At 75.8% G+C, this 20,298-nt stretch carries 20 protein-coding genes; 7 read left to right on the top strand and 13 right to left on the bottom strand.

Annotated features, from left to right (window positions below; genetic code table 11):
- Positions 1-92 precede the first annotated feature (92 nt).
- The 5 genes from ACI8AX_RS20600 to ACI8AX_RS20580 form a co-directional block, all read right to left on the bottom strand.
- Entirely contained in the window at positions 93-2,075 is a 1,983-nt protein-coding gene (locus tag ACI8AX_RS20600) for an NlpC/P60 family protein (RefSeq protein ID WP_456551730.1), read from the bottom strand.
- A gap of 111 nt (positions 2,076-2,186) precedes the next feature.
- Positions 2,187-2,459: a hypothetical protein gene (locus ACI8AX_RS20595; protein ID WP_456551729.1), complete on the bottom strand. Its 273-nt coding sequence runs from the start codon at positions 2,457-2,459 to the stop codon at positions 2,187-2,189.
- Between the two features lie 11 nt (positions 2,460-2,470).
- Positions 2,471-3,787: a citrate synthase gene (locus tag ACI8AX_RS20590; protein ID WP_456551728.1), complete on the bottom strand. Its 1,317-nt coding sequence runs from the start codon at positions 3,785-3,787 to the stop codon at positions 2,471-2,473.
- 71 nt (positions 3,788-3,858) lie between these two features.
- Positions 3,859-4,368: a sugar 3,4-ketoisomerase gene (locus ACI8AX_RS20585; RefSeq protein ID WP_456551727.1), complete on the bottom strand. Its 510-nt coding sequence runs from the start codon at positions 4,366-4,368 to the stop codon at positions 3,859-3,861.
- Between the two features lie 98 nt (positions 4,369-4,466).
- The gene (locus ACI8AX_RS20580) at positions 4,467-5,555 is read right to left on the bottom strand and encodes a DegT/DnrJ/EryC1/StrS family aminotransferase (RefSeq protein ID WP_456551726.1); all 1,089 of its coding nucleotides are present in this window, start codon (positions 5,553-5,555) and stop codon (positions 4,467-4,469) included.
- A 284-nt stretch (positions 5,556-5,839) separates the two neighbouring features.
- Here ACI8AX_RS20580 and ACI8AX_RS20575 point away from each other — a divergent pair, with 284 nt between their 5' ends.
- Entirely contained in the window at positions 5,840-7,690 is a 1,851-nt protein-coding gene (locus ACI8AX_RS20575) for a hypothetical protein (RefSeq protein WP_456551725.1), read from the top strand.
- Positions 7,691-7,738: 48 nt separating this feature from the next.
- Here ACI8AX_RS20575 and ACI8AX_RS20570 read toward each other — a convergent pair whose 3' ends face one another.
- Genes ACI8AX_RS20570 through ACI8AX_RS20555 form a run of 4 tightly spaced genes read right to left on the bottom strand, consistent with a single transcriptional unit; the run spans position 7,739 to position 10,964 of the window.
- Positions 7,739-8,326 carry a GNAT family N-acetyltransferase gene (locus ACI8AX_RS20570; protein WP_456551724.1) on the bottom strand — a complete coding sequence of 196 codons (588 nt, stop codon included), beginning with the start codon at positions 8,324-8,326 and terminating at the stop codon, positions 7,739-7,741.
- Entirely contained in the window at positions 8,316-8,558 is a 243-nt protein-coding gene (locus ACI8AX_RS20565) for an acyl carrier protein (RefSeq protein ID WP_456551723.1), read from the bottom strand. Before ACI8AX_RS20565 ends, ACI8AX_RS20570 begins: the two co-directional genes overlap by 11 nt.
- A complete protein-coding gene (locus tag ACI8AX_RS20560; RefSeq protein ID WP_456551722.1) occupies positions 8,555-10,264 on the bottom strand; it encodes an HAD-IIIC family phosphatase in 1,710 nt (569 codons plus the stop codon). The genes ACI8AX_RS20565 and ACI8AX_RS20560 overlap by 4 nt, the downstream gene beginning before the upstream one ends.
- Positions 10,245-10,964: a class I SAM-dependent methyltransferase gene (locus ACI8AX_RS20555; protein WP_456551721.1), complete on the bottom strand. Its 720-nt coding sequence runs from the start codon at positions 10,962-10,964 to the stop codon at positions 10,245-10,247. The genes ACI8AX_RS20560 and ACI8AX_RS20555 overlap by 20 nt, the downstream gene beginning before the upstream one ends.
- A gap of 199 nt (positions 10,965-11,163) precedes the next feature.
- Here ACI8AX_RS20555 and ACI8AX_RS20550 point away from each other — a divergent pair, with 199 nt between their 5' ends.
- Positions 11,164-12,288: a CatB-related O-acetyltransferase gene (locus ACI8AX_RS20550; RefSeq protein ID WP_456551720.1), complete on the top strand. Its 1,125-nt coding sequence runs from the start codon at positions 11,164-11,166 to the stop codon at positions 12,286-12,288.
- Positions 12,289-12,333: 45 nt separating this feature from the next.
- Here ACI8AX_RS20550 and ACI8AX_RS20545 read toward each other — a convergent pair whose 3' ends face one another.
- A complete protein-coding gene (locus ACI8AX_RS20545) occupies positions 12,334-13,752 on the bottom strand; it encodes a class II fumarate hydratase (protein ID WP_456551719.1) in 1,419 nt (472 codons plus the stop codon).
- 155 nt (positions 13,753-13,907) lie between these two features.
- Between ACI8AX_RS20545 and ACI8AX_RS20540 the strand changes: the two genes are divergently transcribed.
- From ACI8AX_RS20540 to ACI8AX_RS20530, 3 genes are all read left to right on the top strand, one after another.
- Positions 13,908-14,507 (top strand): hypothetical protein, encoded by a 600-nt coding sequence (locus ACI8AX_RS20540; protein ID WP_456551718.1) that lies wholly within the window; start codon positions 13,908-13,910, stop codon positions 14,505-14,507.
- Positions 14,508-14,683: 176 nt separating this feature from the next.
- On the top strand, positions 14,684-15,826 hold the full coding sequence (locus tag ACI8AX_RS20535) for a hypothetical protein (RefSeq protein ID WP_456551717.1): 1,143 nt from the start codon (positions 14,684-14,686) through the stop codon (positions 15,824-15,826).
- 70 nt (positions 15,827-15,896) lie between these two features.
- Positions 15,897-16,559: a DUF1707 SHOCT-like domain-containing protein gene (locus tag ACI8AX_RS20530; RefSeq protein WP_456551716.1), complete on the top strand. Its 663-nt coding sequence runs from the start codon at positions 15,897-15,899 to the stop codon at positions 16,557-16,559.
- 17 nt (positions 16,560-16,576) lie between these two features.
- On the opposite strand, the gene glpX is transcribed toward ACI8AX_RS20530, so the two are convergent.
- On the bottom strand, positions 16,577-17,641 hold the full coding sequence (gene glpX, locus ACI8AX_RS20525) for a class II fructose-bisphosphatase (protein WP_456551715.1): 1,065 nt from the start codon (positions 17,639-17,641) through the stop codon (positions 16,577-16,579).
- 123 nt (positions 17,642-17,764) lie between these two features.
- On the opposite strand from glpX, the gene ACI8AX_RS20520 reads away from it, so the two are divergent.
- Positions 17,765-18,373 (top strand): DUF4245 domain-containing protein, encoded by a 609-nt coding sequence (locus ACI8AX_RS20520; protein WP_456551714.1) that lies wholly within the window; start codon positions 17,765-17,767, stop codon positions 18,371-18,373.
- 141 nt (positions 18,374-18,514) lie between these two features.
- The gene (locus tag ACI8AX_RS20515) at positions 18,515-18,796 is read left to right on the top strand and encodes a hypothetical protein (protein ID WP_456551713.1); all 282 of its coding nucleotides are present in this window, start codon (positions 18,515-18,517) and stop codon (positions 18,794-18,796) included.
- On the opposite strand, the gene ACI8AX_RS20510 is transcribed toward ACI8AX_RS20515, so the two are convergent.
- Together ACI8AX_RS20510 and xseA are read right to left on the bottom strand one after the other, a co-directional pair.
- Positions 18,797-19,018, bottom strand: a complete 222-nt coding sequence (locus ACI8AX_RS20510) for an exodeoxyribonuclease VII small subunit (protein ID WP_456551712.1) — start codon at positions 19,016-19,018, stop codon at positions 18,797-18,799.
- Positions 19,015-20,235 carry an exodeoxyribonuclease VII large subunit gene (gene xseA, locus ACI8AX_RS20505; protein ID WP_456551711.1) on the bottom strand — a complete coding sequence of 407 codons (1,221 nt, stop codon included), beginning with the start codon at positions 20,233-20,235 and terminating at the stop codon, positions 19,015-19,017. The genes ACI8AX_RS20510 and xseA overlap by 4 nt, the downstream gene beginning before the upstream one ends.
- Positions 20,236-20,298: the final 63 nt, after the last annotated feature.

The following is a 20,298-nucleotide window of genomic DNA, read 5'->3' as shown; positions in this document are numbered from 1 at the left end:
CCCCCCCCCCCCCCCCCCCCCCCCCCCCCCCCCCCCCCCCCCCCCGCCCCCCCCCCCCCCCCCCCCCCCCCCCCCCCCCCCCCCCCCTCCGCTCAGGCGATGAGGTCGCCGAACTCCCAGTGCCAGGGCTCGGGCTTCTCGGCACCCTCCTGCGCCCAGTCCGGGTGCACGAAGCCGAACCGCCGGGCGTTGGCCTCCATCCACCGGAACTCGGCGCTGCCGAAGTGGTTGACGCCCCCGCAGAGGTCGACCGCCAGCGCCCACCCGTGGTTCGAGGTGCCCGGCGCCGCGGCCAGCCGCGGCTTGGCCCGGGCGGCCGCGACCTGCGCCGCGAAGGAGCGGTAGGAGTCGGTGATGCACAGCTGCCGGCCGAAGGCGTCGGCGAAGGCCTCGGCCAGCGCGGTGTAGCCGGCGGCGGCGTCGCAGCGCAGCCGGTGACCGCCACCGACGGGGCACAGCAGCTCGGTCGGGATGCGGCCGTTGGCGAAGCCGCCCCAGGCCGGGCTCACCGGTCCGACGGGCACCGGCGGGGCGCCGCAGGGCCCGTTGCCCGAGACGGCGGCGGGCAGCGGCGGGTTCGGCTGCGCCGGCGCCGGCAGCGTGACCCGCACGGTGCCGCTGGCGCCGGTCATGGTGCGGACGCCGACCTGGTACCCGGCGGCGGAGGCCCCGAGCACCTGGCCCTCGCCGAGGTACAGGCCGACGTCGGCGCCGCCGTCGGTGAAGACGAGGTCCCCGACCTGCAGCTGCGAGGCGGGCACCGCCGCACCGCCGGCCCACTGGTCGGCGGCCGACGCCGGGAGGGCGTACCCGGCCTGCACCCACGCCGCCGCGGTCAGGCCGCCGCAGTCGTAGGCGTCGGGTCCGGTGCCGCCGGCCAGGTAGGCGCGGCCCAGCTGGGAGAGCGCGACGCTGACGGCGGCCACGGTCTCCGCGGGCAGGACGGTGACCAGCCGGTTGCCGGCCACGGCGACGGCGACGCCCGGGATCGTCGCGCCCGTGCCGTCGACGGCCGGCGAGAGGCCCGGGGGGAGGGCGCCGGGGTCGGCCAGCGCGGCGGCGGCCGGCGGGTCGACGCCGGCGACGGCGAGGGAGCCGAGGTAGTCCTGCCAGCGCCGCAGGGCAGCGGCGTTCGCCTCCTGCTGGGCGGCGACCGGCGCGACCCCGAGGCCGGACAGCTGTGCGGCGGTGGCCGGGGTCAGCTCGGCCACCTGCTCGCGCACGCGGGCCAGCAGCGTCTGCGACTCGGCGACGGCGGCGTCGACCGCGATCTGCGCGGCCTGGGTCTGCGACTGCGCTGCGGCCAGCGCCTGCTGCGCGCGGGCGGCACGGACGACGTCGCCGGCACGGTCCTCCCCGGCCCGCTCGGACAGCCCCTGCAGCCAGAGGACGTCGGCGGCGGAACCCGGCTGGTGCACGTCGAGGCCGAGCAGCGGCACCCGCTGCTCGGGCGTCATGCGGTACAGGTCGGCGGCGCCGGTCCCGACGGTCGCGGCCGCGGCATCGGCGGCCGCGCGGGCCTGGGCCTCGGCCTCCTCCGCGCGGGCCAGCGCGTCCCGCCGGGTGGCGAGGTCCTGCTGGATGCCGCGGTAGCGGGTGGCGTCGGCGGTGAGGGTCTGCTGGGCGGCCACGGCGAGCCCGGCCGGGTCGGAGGCGGCCCCGGCCGGCGCGGGCCGGGTGGGGGACAGGGTGCCGGCGAGCGCGGGGAGGACGACGCCGAGGACGACGACGACCAGCCGGCGCTTCCAGTGCTGCCGGTCCTGGCCGGCGAGGAACCGCCGCCAGGCCGGCGGCCGGGCGGGACGGCGGCGACGGGCGGGTGCCCGCTTCGCCGAGGTGCGCGCCGCCGGACGGCGGGTCGACGGACGCGCCGTCCCCGTGCCGGTGGTCCGGCCGCCGTCGGCGGCGCCGCGGGCGGCGAGCAGGGCGCGGAGCGCCTGTGCCTCCTGCGGCGTCAGGGGCGTGCGCGCGGTGGTGCCCGGGGACGCGGTGGTGCGCCGCGGTGCAGCGGTCCGCGCGGGGGCCCGGGACGTGGTCCGGGCAGCCCGGGGGGCGGGCGTGCGTGGTGCGGGCACTGCGGGTCCCCCGGGGGTCTCGTCCTACGCGGCCGGCTCGCTGCGGTGCAGCGGGCCTCGCCGTCGTATCGACGTCGACGCGGGGGCCCCGGAGGGGCGGGGGAGCGGGGCTCACCCCTCCGGGTGAGGGTGGTTTCCGCCCGATGTCGCCCGATCGGTGGACCGGTCGGGCGGTGCGGTCCACTGCGGCGGCGCGGGCGCCCACCAGGCGCCGTGCTGCTCGACGAGGGGCAGCCGGTGCTCGGCGCCGTCCTCGGTGCGGACGACGAGGGCCACCTCGGTGATCCGCCGGGAGGCGGCGTCGGAGCCGTCGGGGAGGAGGCGTCCCGTCGCCAGCGGCAGCGGCGGCAGGACGATGACCTCCTCCCCGGACGGCTCGGACACGCGCGGACCCGTCAGCGGTCGCCGAGCTCGACGAACGCGCGCTCGGTGGGGCCGGTGTAGAGCTGCCGGGGGCGGCCGATCTTGGTGGACGGGTCGGCGATCATCTCCCGCCACTGCGCGATCCAGCCGGGGAGCCGGCCGAGGGCGAACAGCACGGTGAACATGCGGGTCGGGAAGCCCATGGCCCGGTAGATGAGGCCGGTGTAGAAGTCGACGTTCGGGTAGAGCTTGCGCTGGACGAAGTAGTCGTCCGACAGCGCGATCTCCTCGAGCTGGCGGGCCAGGTCGAGCAGCTGGTTGTCGCCGCCCAGCTTGTCGAGCACCGTGTCGGCGGTCTTCTTCACGATCGCCGCGCGCGGGTCGTAGTTCTTGTAGACCCGGTGGCCGAAGCCCATGAGCTTGACGCCGGGCTCCTTGTTCTTCACCCGGTCGACGAAGCGGCGGATGTCGCCGCCGTCGCGCTTGATGTCCTCGAGCATCTCGAGCACCGACTGGTTGGCCCCGCCGTGCAGCGGCCCGAACAGGGCGTTGATGCCGGCCGACACCGAGGCGAAGAGGTTGGCGTGCGAGGAGCCGACCAGCCGCACGGTCGACGTCGAGCAGTTCTGCTCGTGGTCGGCGTGCAGCACGAACAGCATGTCCAGCGCCGCGGCGAGCTCCGGGTCGACCTCGTAGGGCTCGGCCGGGAAGCCGAAGGTCATCCGCAGGAAGTTCTCGACCAGGCCCAGGGAGTTGTCCGGGTAGAGGAAGGGCTGGCCGACCGACTTCTTGTAGGCGTAGGCCGCGATGGTCGGCAGCTTGGCCAGCAGGCGCAGCGTGGAGATCTCCACCTGCTTCTCGTCGAACGGGTCGAGCGAGTCCTGGTAGAAGGTCGACAGCGCGCTGACCGCCGAGGAGAGCACCGGCATCGGGTGCGCGTCGAGCGGGAAGCCCTTGAAGAACTGCTTGAGGTCCTCGTGCAGCAGCGTGTGCCGCCGGATGCTCGAGTCGAACGCCGCCAGCTGGTCGGCGGTCGGCAGCTCGCCGTAGATCAGCAGGTAGCTGACCTCGAGGAAGCTGGCCTTCCCGGCGAGCTGGTCGATGGGGTAGCCGCGGTAGCGGAGGATGCCCGCGTCGCCGTCGATGTAGGTGATCTCCGACGTGCACGACGCCGTGTTCACGAAGCCGATGTCGAGGGCCACGCGGCCGGTCGTGGCCAGCAGCTTGCTCGTGTCGAAGCCGTCGGCGCCCTCGGTGGAGCGGATGACGGGCAGGGGCAGTTCTCCACCGGGGTAGCGCAGGGCGACGTCGGGGGTGGCTACGTCACCGGCGCTCGAGGTCTCGGTCATCGGAGGGGACGCTACTCACTCCCCGGCGCGATGCACCACGCGGTCGCGTGCCGACGACCGCGGCCCGGGGGTCAGGCCGGTGGGGGACCGACCAGCCCGCGCGCCCTCAGGTACTCGTCGTAGTCGCGGTAGTAGTCCGCCTCGTCGTACTCCTGCGACGCGAGCACGAGGCTGACGCTGCCGCTCGAGAAGTTCTCGAGGTGCGACCACACCATCCGCGGCAGGTAGAGGCCGTAGTAGGAGCGGTTGAGCGAGAAGCGCTCGGTCTCGGTGCCGTTGTCGACGACCACGTCGAAACTGCCCGACACGGCGATGACGAACTGCTCCAGTTCCCGGTGCGCGTGCCCGCCCCGCGACTCGCCACCCGGCACGTCGTACAGGTAGAAGACCCGCCGCACGTCGAAGGGGACGTGCCGGCTGCCCTCGATGAACGTCAGGTTCCCGCGCGGGTCGGGGATGCGGGGGAGCTCGACGATGCGGCACCCCAGCGCGGCGCCTCCCTCGGGCCACCCCTTGTCGCTCGCGCGGCGTCCCCAGGGGTTCGCCCGCCGTTCCGGGGCCTGCAGCGCGTCGACCGACATGCCGTCCATGGAACAGGACCGGTCCGGGTCGTCCGGGGACGTCGCGGGGCCAGTGGTGCTGGCGGGGGAGCGTGGTCTCGTGAGGTGTCGCCGCCGGATCAGGCCGTGCGGCGGATCGCGTCGCACACCTGCGCCACCTCGGCGTCGGTGAGGTACGCGAAGCACGGCAGGCTCACGACCTCCGCACACGCCCGCTCGACCTGCGCGGCGCCCGTCGGGCCCACGCGGGCGCCCAGGGGCGGCTGGAGGTGGTCGGCGACCGGGTAGTGCACGGCGGTGGGGACGCCGAGCTCCGCGAGCCGGCGGGCGAGTCCGGCGCGGTCGGGGTGCCGGCCGACGGCGAGGTGGCCGACGTCGCCCCGTGCCGGCGGCGTCACCTGGAGGGCGGTCCCGGCCGCCGCCTCGGCGTAGGCGGCGAGGACCTCCCTCCGCCGGGCGTTCCAGGCCGGCAGGTGCGGGAGCTTGACCCGCAGCGCCGCGGCCTGGACCTCGTCGAGCCGGGAGTTGCGGCCGCCGGGGGTGGCGACGGTGTACCGGTCGGCCCAGCCGTACTGGCGCAGCGCCCGCACCCGCGCCGCCGTCTCCGGCGAGCGGCAGGTGACCGCCCCGCCGTCGCCGAGAGCGCCCAGGTTCTTGGTGGGGTAGAAGCTGAAGGTCCCCACGTCCCCGAGGCCGCCCACCCTGCCGCCGGGGGCCTCGGCCCCGATCGCCTGGGCGCAGTCCTCCACGATCGCGACGGCACCGGGCAGCGCCCGGCGCAGCTCCGCCACGTCGGCGGCGCGTCCGTACAGGTGGGTCACGACCACGGCCGACGTGCGGTCGGAGCAGGCGGCCGCCGCGCTGGCGGGGTCGAGGAGGAGGGTGGCCGGGTCGACGTCGGCGACCACGACCTGCGCGCCGATCGCCCGGGCCGCCGCCGCGGTGTACCCGCCGGCGTTGCCCGCCGTCACCACCTCGCTGTCGGGGGTGGTGCCGACCGCCCGCAGCGCGATCTCCAGGGCGTCGGTGCCGTTGCCCACCCCCACCGCGTGCGGGACGCCGACGAACCCGGCGAGCTCCTGCTCCCAACCCGCGACCTCGCTGCCCAGCACGTAGTGCCCGCGGCGCAGCACGCCCAGGACGGCCTCCTCGAGCTCCCGCTGCAGTGCGCGGTACTCGCGTGCGGTCTCGTTGAAGGGGACGGGCATGGGCTCCTGGTCCTCGCAGGGGGCGGGCGCGGCGGGGCGCGACGTCGTCGGCGACGCTACTGCCGCCGCGCGCATGTGGCGGGTGCGGCTCCTGCGGCGGCGGCGTCCCCGTCCCGCGGCGACGTGCCCGGCGCGGCGGGTCCGCTGGGCTAGCGTCCGGCGCGTACCCCACCTCGCCCGGGCCGCCGTCCCGACCGAGGTCGACGGGATCGCCCGCGGCGGCCTCCGGCCCGTGCCGCGGAGCGCGCCGCCCGGCGGTCCCCGCGACGACATGGAGCCCACACATGCAGGCCGCGACCCCTCCCGACCCCCGCCTCGAGGACAACCGCAGGACCTACGAGCAGCTCGTCGACGCCGTCCGGGTGCACGCGCGGCGCGGGGACGTCGAGCGGGTGCTCCGCACGGCCACGGTGGCGGCGAACTTCGCCTACGGCGCGCCGACCGGTGCGCTGGCCGACCCGGAGCTCGAGCGGCTGGTGCGCGACGCCGTCGGCGGGGGCGCCGTCCGCCGGGAGGCGCGGTCCGCGGACGGCGGCCGGGTGCTGCACGTCCTGACCGAGGGCTACCCGGTCGGCGGCCACACCCGGCTGGCCTGGCGCTGGATGGAGCGCGACCCCCGCCCGGCCGACGTGGTGCTCACCATGCAGCACGCTCCCGTGCCCGAGCCGCTCCGCGACGCCGCCGTCCGGTCGGGGGGCCGCCTCTACGACCTGCGGGAGGCGTTCCCCACGCTCACCGCGCGGGCCGAGGCGCTGCGCCGGCTCATGGACGGCGCCGACACCGTCGTCTACCACGTGCACCCCTTCGACGCGGTCGCGCTGGCGGCCGCGAGCCTGCCCGGGCCCCGGCCGCCGATCGCCTTCGAGAACCACGCCGACCACACCTACTGGCTCGGGCTCGGCGCCGCCGACGTCGTGGTGGACAACCGGGCCGTGGGCAGCCGGGTCGCCGCCGAGCTGCGCGGCGTGCCGGAGCACCGGCTCACGCTGCTGCCGCTGCCGGTGGAGCCGGCCGGGGCGGGCTTGTCGCGCGCGAGCGTCCGGGAGCAGCTGCGGCTGCGGCCGCGGCAGGTGGCGGCCATCTCGGTCGCCACCGCCATCAAGATGGCACCGATCTGGGGGCGTGGCTTCGACGAGCTGCTCGGCCGGGTGCTGGCCGAGATCCCGGACCTGGTCGTCGTCCTCGCCGGGCCCACGGCGGACGGTCCCTGGGCCGAGCTGTCGTCGGCCTTCCCCGGGCGGCTCTTCCCGATGGGCGTCATGCCGGGGGTGGAGGGGCTCTACCCGGGCATGGACCTCTACCTGGACTCCTTCCCGTGTGGCAGCGGGACCTCGATCCTGGAGGCCGCGGTCGCCGGTCTGCCGCCCGTGAGCCTGCACCTGCACTCCGGCCACGCCGAGGTCTTCCACGCCAACGCGCCCGGCCTGGCCGGGACGGGGCACGCGCAGACCACCGAGGACGACTACGTGGCGGCGCTGCGCACGCTCGTCCAGGACCGGGAGCTGCGCCGCAAGCGCGGGGACCAGGCCCGCACGGAGGTGCTGGCGACCCACGCCGGGGCGGGCTGGGGACAGGCGCTGGAGGAGGTGTACCGCACGGTGCACGAGGCTCCGGTGGCCGACCTGGGCGAGTTCCGGGGGACGGTCACCGACCGCGGCTTCGGCGGCACGCTGCTGCCCTTCACCCTCGGCGGGCGCCCGGCACCCGGCGCCGACTTCTACGCGACGGCGCTGGGCCCGCAGCTGGACGACCGCATGCTGGCCGACCTCTTCGTGGCCGCTCAGGACGGCAGCCCCCGGCGGCTCTCGGTCCGGGTGGCCGCCGGCTGGGAGGACCGCCCGGCGTGGACGATGGCGCTCGTCCGGCTGGCCGTGGAGCACCCGGAGCTCCGGGTGAGCCTGCCGCTGGCCGCGGGCGACGACGGGTCCGGGGCGCGCAGCGTCGCTGCTCTGGAGCCGGTGCTCACCGCGGTCGGCCGCAGCACCGACGACTGCGGGGACCTCAACCTGGAGCTGGAGGCGCCGCGGACGGCCGGCCCGGCGCTGCCGAACGCGCTGCAGCCGCGGGCCGACTCCCTGCGGGAGGTGGAGCTCGTCCTCACCTCACCGGTGTGGACCGACGGCGGCAGGGCCTAGACCGAGCACCGGGCCGGGGCCGGGCGGCGGTGCCGGCCCCGGTGCCCCTCAGGCGCCGGCGGACCGGCGCAGCAGGACGGCGGCGCGTTCGGCCATGCCGTGCAGCCGCGGACCGGCGCCGGCCCACAGCTCGCGGGTCATGCGGCCCTCCACGGCGTCGTGGTCCTCGCCCGCGATCCGGGCGTGGGACGGCAGGACCCGGTCCATGACCACGCCGTAGCGCGTGTGGAAGGCGATGACCGGCCGGTTCCGGCTGAGCACCCGGAGGACCAGCGACTGGAGGTCGAGGACCGTGAAGGCCGCCTGGTACATCAGCCAGACGCTCTCCGCCGCGGCCAGAGACCCCGGTCGCAGCACCCACCGGCCCCACTCGCCGTGGCCGTCCCGCACGTCGTAGACGCCGAGGAAGCCCTCGGTCGAGCCGTCGGAGAGCCGCTCGACCGCCCAGTACCAGTCACCCGGCCGACCGAAGTAGGCCTCGAGCCAGTCCTGCTGGGCCTCGACCGACGGCGAGGTCTCGTGGATGTACCGGGACAGCGCCGGGTCGCGCCGCAGCTCGACGATCGTCGCGGCGTCCTCGGCCACCACGGGGCGGAGGCGGAACGCGGGCCCGTCGAGGGCGACGTCATGCCGCAAGGTGGCGCTCCACCGCGTCGACGATGGCGGCAGAGCCGTCGAACGCCGCCATCTCCTCCTCGGAGAAGGAGACCTCGAAGGTCTCCTCGACCGCGAACAGGATCTCGACGTGGTTGAGGGAGTCCCAGTCGGGGACCTCCTCGCGGACGAGCGGTGCCGCCGGCGGCTGCGGCAGCTCCAGGACCAGCGCCAGCACCTCGGCCACCCGGGCCTCGACCTCCTCGCGGCTCACCCCGCACCTCCCCAGACCACGGCGACCGGCGCCGCCTCGACGACGGCGCGGCAGTCCGCCGGCCCCCACGACAACGGCACCGTGCCCCCGGTGCCCACGGTGCCGGCGGCGTGCGCGGCCAGCCAGGCTCTGGCCGGCTCGTTGCGCGGCCCGGCCCGGTGGACGACCGCCGCGGAGCCGGCGTCCAGCTCCGTCATGAGCCGGCCGACGGCCGCGGCGAGGAGGACGTCCTCGATCCCGCGGCCGAGCGCGCGGCAGCTGATGCACAGCTCCTCCACCAGGACCCCGTGGTGCTCGTCGCGGCGACCGGCGACCAGGGCCACGACCCCGCTGTCGGACAACCGGTCCCCGAGCGCAGCGGTGACGACGTGCACGTCGTCGTCCTCCAGCCAGGCCGCCAGCTCCGCGGGACCGGTGCGGCGGAGGCCGGCGTTGAACTGGTTGGTCTTGGCGGTGAGCGCGGCCATCCGCTCGAGGTGGTCGGCCCGGTCCAGGGACAGGTCCAGCCGGGCGTGGAGGGAGCGGAGGTAGGCCACCGGGTCGCTGCCCGGCGCAGCAGTGCGTGCCGCGGCCGCGGCCAGGTCGGCGGCGCGGAGCGCGTCCTCCTCCGTCCGGGCGTACCCGTGCAGGCCGGGGAACAGCGACAGCGCCGTGGCCGTCGCGGCGGGATCGGCCGCGTGCACGAGGCCGCCGACGGGTGTCCCCCCGGCCACCTCCGCGAGCTCGCCCGCGTTGTCGTCGACGAAGACCACGGCCTCGGGGGAGATGCGCATCGCCCTGGCGGCTGCCGCCACCCCCTCGCTCTTCGCCCCCCAGCCGATGGCCCGCGCGGTGAAGTCCTCGGCGCGGAGGGGGAAGTCGGTCCGCGCCGCGAAGAGCGCGTCGACGTCCTCCGGCTCGTTGCGGGAGACCAGCGCCAGGAGGACGCCGTCCTCCCTCAGGTCCCGCAAGGCCCGCTGCAGCGCCTCGTGACCCGGTGTCAGCACGACGCCGGTGGGGCCGTCCTCGGCCAGGACGCCGTCGTAGAGCGTCATGTCCAGGTCGACGGCCAGCGCCTTGACGCGTGGCGCGACGAGCGCGGGCAGCCAGCGCAGCCCCATGCGCTGCGCGGTGAGGACGGCGGCGCGAGCGCTCATGCTCGTGCCGGCGATCGCACTCGTGCGCCGGTCGACGAAGGCGTCGCCCACCCGCTCGGCCACGGCGGAGAGGTCCGCGACCGCCAGGCCGGGGACCTCCGGCGCCCGGTCGCGCAGCCGGCGGTTGAAGGCCGCCGCGGTCTCACCGGGCCCCGGCCGGTCGGCGACCAGGAGCGGGGCCAGGGTCCGTGCGCGCAGGGCGTGCAGGCGCTCGACCAGCCAGTCCGCCAGCTCGGCCGGTCCGACGTCCCGGTAGCGGTCGAAGTCGAGCCAGACGAGCTCGACGTCGACGGGGGTGTCGTCGGCCCCGGCGGCGGTCAGCGAGTCATCGTAGTCGCCGTACTCGAACGTCGCCGAGAGGCCGGCGTAGGCGAGGAAGGGCCGCACCAGCGAGGCGACGTACTCGACGGCCGTGTTGCGGTGCACCCTGACCCGCAGCTCCCGCGTCGGCCAGGACGGCGTGAGGGACAGCAGATCCAGGCGGCGGGGGCTCTCCCCGAGGACCGTCGGCTGCCAGGCCACGCGCTGGAGCGACTGCTCCAGCAGGACCTCAGTGCTCGGCGACGACATAGATCTCCGCGGCCACGTCAGGCTGGCGCTCGCCCAGCTCGAGGAAGGCCTCGAGCATGTCCTGGGTCCACTGCTCGGTGATCTGGGCGTTGGAGACCGGCTTGAGCCAGTAGCCGCCGGTCTGCGTGACCCGCCACCCCGCGGCGGCGAAGTCGGCCGTGAGGCGGCCCAGGTCGTAGACGCGGCGGTGTCCGTGGTGCCGGTCGGTGTCGTTGAGGGCGTCCTCGCTGGGCAGGAGGCCCATGAGGACGGCGGCCTGCCGGTGGACGCTGTGCGCGTTCGGCACGGAGGCGAGCACCACGCCGCCCGGCGCCACCCACGGGCGGATCCGCTCGAGCAGCGCCACGGGGTCGATGACGTGCTCCAGCACGTGCCCGAGCACGACCGTGTCGAAGGTGCCGCTCGGCTCGTAGTCCTCGAAGAGACCGTTCACCACCGTCGCCGAGGGGAACCGGGCCGACAGCAGCTCGCAGAACCGGGCGGAGCCGTCCACGAGGGTGAGCTCCGGGAAGTGCCCGGCGAGCCGCTCGGTGACGAGCCCCTCGGCCGGCCCGAGCTCCAGGCAGCGCCGTCCGCGCCAGTGCCGGGCGAAGATCCCGGCCTGGTGGCGCAGGACCGTCGGCATGGGCCCGTCGGTGTACCAGCTGTCCTCCGCGATCGCCTCGAGTCGCTCGAGCTCGGCGTGGTTCGTCACCGTCACGCGCCCGAGTGTGCCAACGCCCCGGCGGGATCCCGTGCTCCTGCGGCCATGCCGCCCACTGCCGCCCCCTGCCGTCCCACCCGTCCCGTGGGCTCCACCGGGCCGCCGGGCCCGGCCCGTCGGAGGGGCCGCGAGGGGAAACGCCGGGGCTCGCGGGCGGGCCGGGACGAGGCCCGCGTCCGGGTTAGCGTCCGTGCCCATGACGCTCACCGCCGTCCTCGTGGCCGACACCCGCGCCGGTGCCGTGGAGGCGTCGGTGCAGAGCCTGGTCCCCGCCGTGGAGCACGCCGAGGCCGCCGCCGGGGCGGCGGTGGAGGTGCTCGTCGTCGACAGCTCCGGGCGGGCGGACGTGGCCGCCTTCCTGCGGGCCGTCGAGGGGGGACGGGTCCTGGAGGCGCCGGGCGCCGACCGGGCGGCCGCGCTGGCGCTGGCGCTCACGGAGGCGACCGGCGACGTGCTGTGGTTCGGCGGCACCGACGCGTGCCCCGTCCCCACGGCCCTCGGCTCGCTGGCCGACGCCGCCCGCCGCTCGGGTGGCCTGGCGGTCGCGGCGTCCGACGACCCCGCGCCGTACGTGGCAGCGCCCGTGGACGTCCTCCGCCGGCTCGCCGGGTCCGACGGCCTGGACGGCGCGGACCCGGTGCCCGAGCTGGTGCGCCGGGCCACGGCCGCGGGCGTACCCGTCACCGCGTGCCCGGACGCGGGCACGGTGCGCGCGCGGGTCCGTCGGCCGGTGGAGAACGCCCAGGCCGTCGTCGGGCCGGCGACGTACGCCGGACGCGACTTCGTGCTCCAGACCTACACGCCGCTGGACCGCATCGACGTGGGCGCCTACTGCTCGATCGCCGACGAGGTGCGGATCGTGCTGCCCGGCGGTCGCGTGTACGACCAGCACGGTGCCGAGCTGGACCTGACGCTGCGCGGACACCACCGGGAGACGACGGCGTCCACCTTCCCGATCAGCATCCTGGTGCCGGACGAGCCCTACGACACCCCGCCGGAGGGCGCGGTCGGCGAGCGGCTGGTCATCGGCGACGACGTCTGGATCGGCTTCGGCGCGACCGTCGTCGGGCAGGTCACCGTGGGCACCGGCTCGATCGTGGGAGCCGGCGCGCTCGTCGTCGGCGACGTCCCGCCCTACTCGGTCGTCGGCGGGGTGCCGGCGCGGGTGCTCCGCAAGCGCTTCGAGGACGACGTTGCCGAGCGCCTGCTGCGGGTGGCCTGGTGGGACTGGCCGAAGCCGACCGTCCAGGGCGCGCACCGCTGGTTCCTGCGGCCGGTGGTCGAGTTCCTCGACCACTTCGACCCGGCCTCCGCGAGCTGAGGCCCGGGCCCGGTGCGGCGGTGGCCGCCGCACCGGGCGGGGACGTCAGGGGTGGGTCATCGAGAGGACGTCGAGGGCCTCGTCGAGCTGCGCCTCGGTGAGCTTGCCCTGGTCGACGTAGCCGCGCTCGAGCACGACCTGGCGGATCGTCTTCTGCTCCTTGAGCGACTGCTTGGCCACGACCGCGGCCTCCTCGTAGCCGATGTACTTGTTCAGCGGCGTGACGATCGACGGGGAGGACTCGGCGTACTCGCGGCAGCGCTCGACGTTGGCGGTGATGCCGTCGACGCAGCGGTCGGCCAGCACCCGGCTGACGTTGGCCAGCAGCCGGATGGACTCCAGGACGTTGCGCGCCATGAGCGGCAGCGTCACGTTGAGCTCGAAGACGCCGGTGGTGCCGGCGAAGGTGACCGCCGCGTCGTTGCCGATGACCTGCGCGGCGACCTGGATCGTCGCCTCCGGGATCACCGGGTTCACCTTCCCCGGCATGATCGAGCTGCCCGGCTGCAGGTCGGGCAGGTTGATCTCGGCCAGGCCGGTGCGCGGGCCGGAGCCCATCCAGCGCAGGTCGTTGGCGATCTTCACCAGGCCGACGGCGATGGTCTTCAGCTGCCCCGACGCCTCGACCAGGCCGTCGCGGGAGCTCTGCGCCTCGAAGTGGTCGCGCGCCTCCGTCAGCGGCAGGCCCAGCTCGCCGGCCAGCTTCTCGATGATCTTCGCGGCGAACCCGGGCGGGGTGTTGATCCCGGTGCCGACGGCGGTGCCGCCCAGGGGCAGCTCGCCGATGCGGGGGAGGGAGGCCTGCAGCCGCTCGATCCCGTAGCGGACGGCCGCCGCGTAGCCACCGAACTCCTGGCCGAGGGTGACCGGGGTGGCGTCCATGAGGTGGGTGCGGCCGCTCTTGACCACGTCGGCGAACTCGGTCGCCTTGCGCTCCAGCGAGGCGGCCAGGTGCTCCAGGGCGGGCACCAGGTCGTTCACGATCGCGCTCGTCGCGGCCACGTGGATGGCCGAGGGGAACACGTCGTTGGACGACTGCGACGCGTTGACGTGGTCGTTCGGGTGGACCGGCTGCCCGAGGGCCTCGGTGGCCAGGGTCGCGATGACCTCGTTGGTGTTCATGTTGCTCGACGTCCCGGAACCGGTCTGGAAGACGTCGATCGGGAAGTGGTCGTCCCAGTCGCCGCGGGCGACGGTGGCCGCCGCCTGGCCGATCGCGTCGGCGACCTCGCGGTCGAGCACCCCGAGGTCGGCGTTCACGCTCGCCGCCGCGCCCTTGATCTCGGCCAGCGCGCCGATCAGGGCGCGCTCGATCGGGGTGCCGGAGATGGGGAAGTTCTCGACGGCGCGCTGGGTCTGCGCCCGCCACTTCGCCCAGGCCGGGACCCGCACCTCCCCCATGGAGTCGTGCTCGACGCGGTACTCCGCGCCGGCGGTCTCGGTGGCCGTCTCGGCAGGGGGCATGGCTGCGCTCCCGGTGGGGTGAGTGGGGTCGGTGCTCCGGGAGCGACCCTAGATGCCGCCTGCTGCCCCCTCCGGAGGAGGCATCCCCGCGCCGCACCCTCCGGGCGCCGGGGCGGCCGTACCGTTCGCGGACCCACCGAGGGCGAGGAGTCCGCATGACCGAGCAGCAGCCACCGGACGGGACGGCTCCCGTGCCCGGTCAGGACCCTGCCGGGGGGTGGCCGCCGCCGTCCTCGCCGGTGCCGCCACCGGCGCCGTCCGTGCCGGTGCCCGTCGCCGGCGCCCCGGACGTCGGGTGGCGCCGGCGGCCCGTGCTGACCGCGCTGGCCGTCGCCGTCGTCGCCGTCCTCGGGACGGCGGCCGCGGCCGCGACCGCCACGACGCTGGTGCTCTGGCGGGCCGACGACGTCGGCGAGCGGATCGGCGCCGGCGCGGGAGAGGCCCTCGGGCGGGCCCAGCTCGAGGCCACCGAGCAGATGTACGAGCTGGAGGAGGAGTACGTCACCGACGGCTCCTACGGGTGGAGCGCCTACGGACCGCCCGACGTGGAGCAGTTCCCGCCGGTCCCGCCCGGTGACCTGGGCGCGGACCCCGAGCTCGACCAGTACGCGCAGGAGTGCTTCGACGGGGACCTCGACTCCTGCGACGACCTCTACTCCGAGTCCCCGCCCCTGTCGGCGTACGAGGAGTACGCCGCCACCTGCGGCGGGCGGGTCAAGAGCTACAGCGCGCCGTTCTGCACCGACCTGGAGTGACGCCGGCGGTCGCACCAGCCGCTCGCAAGTCACGCGCAACCGCCGGGCCACAGGGTGCACGTGGGTCGCATCCGTGACCCTGACGTGCTGGTCGTTGCACCGGGTGCCACATAGCATCCCCACGCCACGGCCCGCCGTGAGCAGCCCCCAGCCATCGCTCGAGAGGTCCGTGCACCATGTCGCAGCCGCCGTACCCCCCTCCGGGTGGCACTGACCCGTCCGGTCAGCAGCCCGGCTCCCAGGGCTGGGGACAGCAACCGGGGCAGGGCGGGCAGCCCGAAGAGCCCACGCAGCAGATCGGCCAGCCGGCGCCGCCGACCTCGCAGTTCCAGCCCGGCCAGTACGGGCAGCCCGGCGGCGAGCGCGACCAGACCGCGCAGTTCGGCCAGCCCGAGTACGGGCAGCAGCCGCAGTACGGCCAGCCGCAGTACGGGCAGCCCGAGTACGGCCAGCAGCCCCAGTACGGGCAGCCGCAGTACGGCCAGCCCCAGTACGGGCAGCCCGAGTACGGCCAGCAGCCGCAGTACGGCCAGCCCCAGTTCGGTGGTCCCGGCGGTCCCGGCGGGCCCGTCCCGCCGGGTGGCTACGGCCCCGGTGGTCCCGGCGGCGGCTCGTCCGGCAGCGGCAAGCTGATCGCCATCATCGTCGCGGTCGTGGTGGTCCTGGCCGGTGCCGGCGTGGGCCTGTTCTTCCTGCTCAAGGACGACGGCGACGACAACACCGCCAGCCCGACCACGACCAGCGCCTCCACCTCCTCGTCGTCGCCGAGCACCGAGACCGACGACCCGACGGACACGCCGACCACGTCGTCCCGGCCGTCGACCTCGTCGAACGGCGGCGGCTCCGGCTCGGGCGAGATCCCCGAGGGCGTGCCGCCGACCAACCTGGGCGAGGACCCGAGCGGGGAGTTCCAGCCGCTGGCCGAGGCCTGCTACGCCGAGGACTGGGAGGCCTGCGACGAGCTCTGGATCTCCACGCCGATCGACTCGGCGTGGGAGGAGTACGCCGGCACCTGCGGCGGGCGCCTCGAGTACGAGTCGGGCACCTGCGTGAGCCGGCTCGGCGACGGCATGGACCCCGGCGAGGAGCCCAGCGTCCCGTCGAACCTCCCGGCCGGCGCGCCGGCGCCCACCGGGGCGCCCGAGCCCGACATCGACGAGGTCGCCGCGGGCTGCGAGCAGGGCATCGTCGCCCTCTGCGACGTCCTGCGGATCCTCGAGGGCCAGCCCGGCTACGAGGCGTTCGTGGAGTACGGCAAGACCTGCGGTGGGCGCAACGCCTCCACCGAGGAGTTCTGCACCGACCTCTACCCCGCCTGACCGAGTCACCCCGACGGCCCCGCCACCCGGTCACCCGGGCGGCGGGGCCGTCGCCGTCTACGGTCGGGGCGTGACCGACGACGCCGACCGGGCCCCCGTCGTCCGCGCGTCCGACGCCGACCGCGAGGCCGTCGTCGCGCGCCTGCAGACCGCGCTGGCCGAGGGGCGCATCGACGTCGACGAGTTCGGCCAGCGCGCCGGCGCGGCGCACTCGGCGGTGACCACCGCCGAGCTCGCCGAGCTCGTGGCCGACCTCCCGGCGCCGCCGGCCGTCGCGCCGGTCGAGCTCGTGGGGACGCGCCCGCAGGAGCGGGTGACGTCCTTCTTCGGCGACGTCGTCCTCGCGGGCACGTCGGCCGTGCCGCAGGCGGTGGCCACCGTCTTCGGCGACATCCGGCTCGACCTGCGCGGGCTGCGCACCACCGCCGACCGCCTCGACCTGCACCTCGGCGCGGTGTTCGGCGACGTCGAGGTCGTCGTGGACGAGGGCGTCGAGGCCGAGCTCAGCGGTTGGACGGTCTTCGGGGACAAGCGCACCCAGCTGGCGCCCGTCCCGCGCGCGGCCGGCACCCCGCGGGTCGTGGTCAGCGCCCGGACGATCTTCGGCGACCTGAGGCTGCGCAGCCTCGCGCCCGGCGAGCCCACCAGCCGCTGGCGCGCCACATGGGAGCGCTGGCACCGGGGTCACCGGCCGCCCCCGCCGCCTCCGCCGCCTCTCCCGCCCGGTCGCTGATCCGGACGAGCGGTCCGTCAGTCCAAGTCGTCGTGCCGGTCGAAGGGGACGGCGGAGTAGGCGCGCAGCTTCTCCAGCGAGTGCAGGCTGTCGATGAGGCGGATCGTCCCCGAGCGCGACCGCATGACCAGCGACTGCGTCGTGCAGCCACCGGCCCGGTACTGGACGCCGCGCAGCAGCTCGCCGTCGGTCACGCCGGTCGCCACGAAGAAGACGTCGCCGGCGACGAGGTCGTCGATGGACAGCACCCGGTCGAGGTCGTGGCCGGCGTCGATCGCCTTCTGCCGCTCCTCGTCGTCCTTGGGCCACAGCCGGCCCTGCAGCGCACCGCCCATGCACTTGAGGGCGCAGGCCGCGATGATCCCCTCCGGCGTGCCGCCGATGCCGACGAGCATGTCGACGCCGGTGCCCTCGCGCGCCGCGGCGATCGCCCCGGCGACGTCGCCGTCGCTGATGAACTTGATGCGGGCCCCGGCCTCGCGGACCTCCCGCACCAGGTCCTCGTGACGCGGCCGGTCGAGGATGCAGACGGTCACGTCGGCCACCGAGCTGTGCTTGGCCTTGGCGACCCGGCGGATGTTCTCCGCGACGGGCGCGGTGATGTCGACGACGTCGGCCGCGGCCGGGCCGACGGCGATCTTCTCCATGTAGAAGACCGCCGACGGGTCGTACATGGCGCCGCGGTCGGCCACGGCCATCACCGAGATCGCGTTGGGCATGCCCTTGGCCATGAGCGTCGTGCCGTCGACGGGGTCGACCGCGACGTCGGTCTCCGGGCCGTACCCGTCGCCGACCTGCTCGCCGTTGTAGAGCATGGGCGCCTCGTCCTTCTCGCCCTCGCCGATGACGACGACGCCGCGCATGCTCACGGTGCCGATGAGCGCGCGCATCGCGTCGACGGCGGCGCCGTCCCCGCCGTTCTTGTCCCCGCGGCCCACCCAGCGCCCGGCCGCCATGGCCCCGGCCTCGGTCACGCGCACCAGCTCCAGCGCCAGGTTCCGGTCGGGAGCGGGGCGGTTGGCGAGGAAGGTGCTCGCGCGGCTGGTCGGGCTCGGCTGGCCGTCGGGGAGCGGAAGGGACACGTGACCTCCTGGTTCGACCGCGGCGCCGACCACCGATCCCGGAGCGCTGCTGCCCGGGCGGACGGCGGAGCCGCCCGGACGACGGGCGGCGGAGCGGGGGAGCTGTGCTGCGATCCTAGGGGTATGACCGTGACCGGCCCCCCGGAGCAGCAGCCGTCCGCGCCGGAGGAGGAGCTGCCCCCTCCGACCTCGGCGGTCGAGCGGGCCAACCGCATGAGCGCGGCCAACATGCTCCGCTCGCTCGCGCCGCTGGTCGTCATCTGCCTCGCGATCGTCGGGTGGCTGGCCTTCCTGCGCGACGACGCCGGCACCGACCCGGTGCGCGAGGTCGACCCGTCGAGCACCGTCCGCACCGCCGCCGAGTACGCCGCCTTCCCGCTCGAGGCGCCGGCCGACCTGCCCGAGGGCTACCGGGCCACCGACACGGACTTCGAGGGCGACGGGCCCGGGGAACGGGTGACGCTGGGCATCGACTACTCGACGCCCTCCGAGGACTACGCGCTCTTCGTCACCAGCGACGACCCGGAGGCCGAGGCGGTCGGAGACGTGCTCGACGGCGCGGAGCCCGACGGCACCGTCGACATCGGCGGGCGGGAGTGGACCCGGTCGACCACCGAGCGCGGGGAGACGGCGCTGTCCCGCCAGGCGGGGGAGGCGACCGTGCTGGTGACGGGAGACGCGAGCGACGAGGAGCTGGAGACGCTGGCGGCGTCCGTCGGCCCGGTGGCCTGACCGCCACCGCATAGCACGGACGTCACGACTTGGTGACGCTCCGGTGCGCCGCGCCGTGTGACGTGTGTGACAGGCGGGACTCTCGTCCCCCTCGGCCCCAGCAGGACCCACAGGGGCCCCCGTCTCAGTGAGGAGACCGGCGTGAACGGATACGGCGTGTGCCGCGGCGGCGACCACCGTGCGCCCCAGTCCGGCGGGTCGTGCCCCTGCGGCATGGTCACGCGCATCCCCGCCCGGCGGCCGGCGCCCGCGCCGCTCGGTGCGGACGTGCTCGACCTGCTCGAGCGCTGCCTGCGCGACGGGCCCGGTGCCCTCGACCCGCAGGCGTCCGGCCTGCTGCGCGACCGCGCCGCCCAGTTGCTCGCCGCGCTCGACGTGGCCGGGCTCGGGGCGGCCGGCGCCCGCGCGGAGGACGCGGCCTAGCTACTGCTGCTCGGTGGGGGTGGCGGCGGCGAGCCGCTCGCGGGCCCGGTCCAGCCAGTGCTGGCACAGCTCGGCGAGCTGCTCGCCCCGCTCCCACAGGGCCAGGGACTCCTCGAGGGTGAGCCCGCCGGCCTCCAGCTTCCGCACCACGTCGGCCAGCTCCTCGCGGGCCTGCTCGTACGTGGTGGTCGGGGCCTCGGGGTCGTCCGCCGGTGTGCTCACGGCTGCCCATCCTGCCTGGCGACCCGGACGGGCAGCCGGCCACCGGCGACCCGCACGGTCAGCCGCTCGTCGTCGCCGACGACGGCCGGGTCGCGGACCAGGGCGCCGTCGGCCCGCTGGACCACGGCGTACCCGCGCTCGAGCGTCGCGGCGGGGGAGAGCGCCGCGACCCGCGCGCGGGCGTGCTCCAGGTCGCGCTCGGCGCTCTCCACCCGGTGGGTGAGCGTGCGCAGGGCCCGGCCGCGCAGCGCGGCGACGTCGTCGGCCCGGCCGTGCAGCATCCGCTCGGGCGCGGCCAGCACCGGCCGGCTGCGCACGCCCTCCAGCCACCGCTCCTGCTGTTCCAGGCGGCCGGTCAGCACGTGGCGGGCACGGGCGCGCAGTGCCTCCACGAGCCGGCGCTGCTCGCCGATCTCGGGCACCACCCGGTGCGCGGCGTCGGTGGGGGTGGCGGCGCGGACGTCGGCGGCGTGGTCGACCAGCGTCGTGTCGGTCTCGTGCCCGACGGCGGTGACCACGGGGGTGCGGCACGCGGCGACCGCGCGGACGAGGCCCTCGTCGGAGAACGGCAGCAGGTCCTCCACCGAGCCCCCGCCCCGGGCGATGACGATGACCTCCACGGCGGGGTCCCGGTCGAGCCGCTGCAGCCCCTCGATCACCGAGGCGGCGGCCATGGGGCCCTGCACCAGGCTGTGCTGCACGGCGAACCGGACGGCGGGCCAGCGCCGGCGGGCGGTGACCAGGACGTCGCGCTCGGCCGCGCTGTCCTTGCCCGTCACCAGCCCGACGACCGCGGGGGCGAAGGGCAGCGGGCGCTTGCGCGCGGCGTCGAACAGCCCCTCGGCGGTCAGCAGCCGGCGGATGCGCTCGATCCGGGCCAGCAGCTCGCCGAGGCCGATGGCGCGGATCTCGGTGGCGCGCAGGGAGAAGGAGCCGCGGGCGATGTAGTAGTCGGGCCGGGCCCGCACGATCACCCGTGCGCCCTCGGTCAGCTCGAGCCCGGGCCGGTCGGCGACGTCGCGGGCGCACGTGACGGGCACGGAGAGGTCGGCGGCCGGGTCGCGCAGGGTCAGGAAGACGGTGGCAGCGCCGCGGCGCGACAGCTGCGCGACCTGCCCCTCGACCCACACCTCACCGAGCCGGCCGATCCACTCGGCGACCTTGCGGGCCACCGTGCGGACCGGCCACGGCGCCTCGGGGGACGACGGGCTGGTCATGCCGAGAAGGCTGCCATGTCCGCCCGACTGCTCCCGGCCCCGGCCCGCGTACCGCCCCGAGCG

This window comes from Blastococcus sp. SYSU D00813, from assembly GCF_054050735.1.
This window is presented reverse-complemented; position numbering and strand designations above follow the sequence as displayed.

Bases quoted from the DNA above. Each gene is read 5' to 3' on its own strand.
- ACI8AX_RS20590 (WP_456551728.1), bottom strand. From the start codon at position 3,787: ATGACCGAGACCTCGAGCGCCGGTGACGTAGCCACCCCCGACGTCGCC.
- ACI8AX_RS20585 (WP_456551727.1), bottom strand. From the start codon at position 4,368: ATGTCGGTCGACGCGCTGCAGGCCCCGGAACGGCGGGCGAACCCCTGG.
- ACI8AX_RS20580 (WP_456551726.1), bottom strand. From the start codon at position 5,555: ATGCCCGTCCCCTTCAACGAGACCGCACGCGAGTACCGCGCACTGCAG.
- ACI8AX_RS20575 (WP_456551725.1), top strand. From the start codon at position 5,840: ATGCAGGCCGCGACCCCTCCCGACCCCCGCCTCGAGGACAACCGCAGG.
- ACI8AX_RS20560 (WP_456551722.1), bottom strand. From the start codon at position 10,264: ATGTCGTCGCCGAGCACTGAGGTCCTGCTGGAGCAGTCGCTCCAGCGC.
- ACI8AX_RS20550 (WP_456551720.1), top strand. From the start codon at position 11,164: ATGACGCTCACCGCCGTCCTCGTGGCCGACACCCGCGCCGGTGCCGTG.
- ACI8AX_RS20545 (WP_456551719.1), bottom strand. From the start codon at position 13,752: ATGCCCCCTGCCGAGACGGCCACCGAGACCGCCGGCGCGGAGTACCGC.
- ACI8AX_RS20540 (WP_456551718.1), top strand. From the start codon at position 13,908: ATGACCGAGCAGCAGCCACCGGACGGGACGGCTCCCGTGCCCGGTCAG.
- ACI8AX_RS20535 (WP_456551717.1), top strand. From the start codon at position 14,684: ATGTCGCAGCCGCCGTACCCCCCTCCGGGTGGCACTGACCCGTCCGGT.
- ACI8AX_RS20520 (WP_456551714.1), top strand. From the start codon at position 17,765: ATGACCGTGACCGGCCCCCCGGAGCAGCAGCCGTCCGCGCCGGAGGAG.
- xseA (WP_456551711.1), bottom strand. From the start codon at position 20,235: ATGACCAGCCCGTCGTCCCCCGAGGCGCCGTGGCCGGTCCGCACGGTG.